General features: G+C 66.5%; 4 protein-coding genes and 1 pseudogene. All 5 read right to left on the bottom strand.

Annotated features, from left to right (window positions below; translation table 11 throughout):
- Window positions 1-332 (bottom strand): annotated as a pseudogene (locus G7Y85_RS20005) (hypothetical protein); the annotation flags it as partial.
- Window positions 333-485: 153 nt separating this feature from the next.
- Window positions 486-914, bottom strand: coding sequence for an ExbD/TolR family protein (locus tag G7Y85_RS20000; RefSeq protein WP_166261792.1), 429 nt, complete (start codon window positions 912-914; stop codon window positions 486-488).
- A gap of 2 nt (window positions 915-916) precedes the next feature.
- Window positions 917-1,342: an ExbD/TolR family protein gene (locus G7Y85_RS19995; protein ID WP_166261789.1), complete on the bottom strand. Its 426-nt coding sequence runs from the start codon at window positions 1,340-1,342 to the stop codon at window positions 917-919.
- Between the two features lie 121 nt (window positions 1,343-1,463).
- Entirely contained in the window at window positions 1,464-2,315 is an 852-nt protein-coding gene (locus tag G7Y85_RS20730) for a MotA/TolQ/ExbB proton channel family protein (protein ID WP_166261787.1), read from the bottom strand.
- A gap of 84 nt (window positions 2,316-2,399) precedes the next feature.
- Window positions 2,400-2,944 (bottom strand): energy transducer TonB (locus G7Y85_RS19985; protein WP_166261785.1); only part of this gene is annotated, 545 nt, incomplete at its 5' end.

Here is a 2,944-nt window from a genome sequence, read left to right as displayed (position 1 = left end):
CCCACCTTTTCTTCCGGCGGCAGGTCCGGGGACGCGACCACCTTCTCGTACGACGCCAGTGCCGATTTGTAGTCGCCGACACCGATCGCGGCCGACGCCTTCAGGCGCTCGATGATGTAGCGCTCGTAGGAGCTCAGCTTGCCGACCCCTTCGGCCTTGGCGATGTCGGCCCTGGCTTCGGCGTAGTTCTTGGCCTGCAGGGCCTTCTGGGCGTCCTGCAGCGGCTTGCCGACTTCCGGCCGGATGGTCTTGCCCCCGGCGGCCAGTGCCGGCGCCTGCGCCGCGAGCAACAACAGGGCGGCGGCGGTGAGCTGGATGCTGCGTGGTTTCATGATGTCCTCCACGTGGCTCGGCGCGGCGACGGGCCGGCAGCACGAGCGATCGTGATGGGGAAGAAGGAACGTCTGGCCCGTAAGGAGGGGAGGAGAGGGGTTGCAGCCAGACGAAGGAAAATTTCGGCGTTCATGACAAAGCGTGATGCGGTGCTACATCGCCTCGTTGCCGACGAGTCCGATGTTGGTGACACCGAGACGCTGGGCGCTGGCCAGCACGGCGGCGACGTACTTGTATTCGACCAGCTTGTTCGGCCGGATGTGAAACTCCGGCTGCTGCACGGCATTGGCCGCCTGCACCAGGCGTGCTTCCAGCACCTGCCGGTTCGGGATCGTCTCGCCGTTCCAGATCACCGTGCCGTCGAAGTCGATCTCCAGATCCACCACCGGCGGCGGCTGCACGTTCTCCTGCGGCGGCGTCGCCTGCGGCATGTCCAGCTTCACCGCATGCGTCTGCACCGGAATGGTGATGATCAGCATCACCAGCAGCACCAGCATCACGTCGATCAGCGGGGTGGTGTTGACGTCCAGCATCACTTCCGGATCGCCGCCGCCGCTGCCACTTCCTACATTCATGCCCATGATCAGTTTCTCGGCGGCGGTTCGGTGATGAAGCCGATCTTGGCGATGCCCGCGCGCTGGCAGGTGAACACCACCTGCCCGATCGTCTGGTAGCGCGCTTCCTGGTCGCCGCGGATGTGCACTTCCGGCTGCGGCACCTTCACCGCTTCGGCCTTGAGCTTGCTCAGCAGTGTCGGCAGGTCCGGCACCGGCGCGTTCGACCAGTAGATCTGCCCTTCCTTGTCCACCGCGATCACGATGTCCTTGGGCTTGGTCTGCGACGGCTGGTTGCGCTCTTCCGGCAGCTTCACCGGGACGGTGTGCGTCACTACCGGGATGGTGATCAGGAAGATGATCAGCAGCACCAGCATGACGTCCACCAGCGGGGTGGTGTTGATCGCGGAGACCGGTTCGTCGTCTCCGCCTTCGCCACCGATTTGCATCGCCATGTGTATGTTCTCTCGTTAGCTCAGGGGTGCCGTCCGTGGCGCGGCTTCATCGCTTGATGAAACCCCGGCCCGGGCATCCCGGCCCGGGCGCACAACGGGCGACATGCCAGTGGCACGTCGCTTAGCCGTTGTGCCCGACGCGCGAACCCGACAGCAGTACGCTGTGCAGGTCGGCCGAGAACGCGCGCACCTGTTCCATCGCGGTCTTGTTGCGCCGCACCAGCCAGTTGTAGCCCATCACCGCCGGCACGGCGACCGCCAGACCGATCGCGGTCATGATCAGCGCTTCACCCACCGGTCCGGCCACCTTGTCGATCGACGCCTGCCCGCTGATGCCGATCGCCGTCAGCGCGTGGTAGATGCCCCACACGGTGCCGAACAACCCCACGAACGGCGCCGTCGAGCCCACCGTCGCCAGCACCGACAGCCCGCCCTGCAGGCGGCTCTGGATTTCTTCAACGGCCCGGTTGACGGTCATCGTCACCCAGCTGTTCAGGTCGATCTGTTCGACCATCGTGCCTTCGTGGTGCTGGCTGGCGTTGACGCCCCGGTCGGCGATGTACCAGAACGGGGTCCCCGTCTTCAGTGCCCCCACACCCTCGCCCACGCTCTTGCTCGTCCAGAACTTGGCGTTGGCATCCTTGCTCTGGCCGTACAGCTTCTGCTGTTCGATCAGCTTCATCACCATGATGTACCAGGTCGACGCCGACATGATCAGCATGATCACCAGCACCGCCCGCGCCACCAGGTCGCCCTGTGCCCACAGCGCCGACAGCCCGTACGGGTTGTTCACTTCTTCGGTGTGCGCCGCTTCGGCCAGCGCCGGGTTCTCCGCCGGCGCGCTCGGCAGGGCGTCGGCCGCGCCTGCGTCGGCAGCCGGCGTACCGCTGTCCTGGGCATGCGCCGGCAGCGCGATCGTCAGGACCAGCGCGGCCGCGACAGCCAGCGCCTTGCACGTGTGTTTCAACGACATCGAACATCTCCGAATCAAGGACGGAACATGAGTGAATGACAAAGAACGTCGTGCGTCGGCCGCGACGTCCATCGCCGCGATCGTTCAGTCGGCGGGCCTGAACGTGTACTTGAGCAGGCCCCACGCCGAGGTCGGCACGCCGTCGACGATCGCCGGCTCGAACTTGCACAGGCTCAGGGCCCGCCGCGCCGCTTCGTCGAGCCGCGGGTAGCCGCTCGAGCTCTGGATCTTGCTGTCGCTGACCCGCCCGTCCGGGCCGACCAGCATGCGCAGCACCACCGAGCCGGTTTCGCCCAGACGGTTGGAGATCGCCGGGTATTCCGGCGGACGGCAGCCGCGGCCGCTGACCTTGAGCGCGATCGTCGGCGGCGCCTGGTGCACCACCGGCGGCGGCGGTGCCTTGTCCTGCACCGTGATCGCGTGCTGCTGCGGCGGCGTCTGGATGTTGATCTCCGGCGGCGGAACGAACGGCGGCGGCGGCACGTCCAGCGTCGGTGGCGGCGGAGGCGGCGGCGGCTCGTCCGGTGGCTTGATCTCTTCGATCAGCTTGGTCTCGATCGGCGCCGGCAGGATCTCGATCATCTTGTGCGCCAGACCCGCTGCCAGTGCCCAGATCAGCAGCGCGTGGA

Origin of the sequence: Solimonas terrae (genome assembly GCF_011067135.1) — a bacterium.
Lineage (GTDB): Bacteria > Pseudomonadota > Gammaproteobacteria > Nevskiales > Nevskiaceae > Solimonas > Solimonas terrae.
This window is presented reverse-complemented; position numbering and strand designations above follow the sequence as displayed.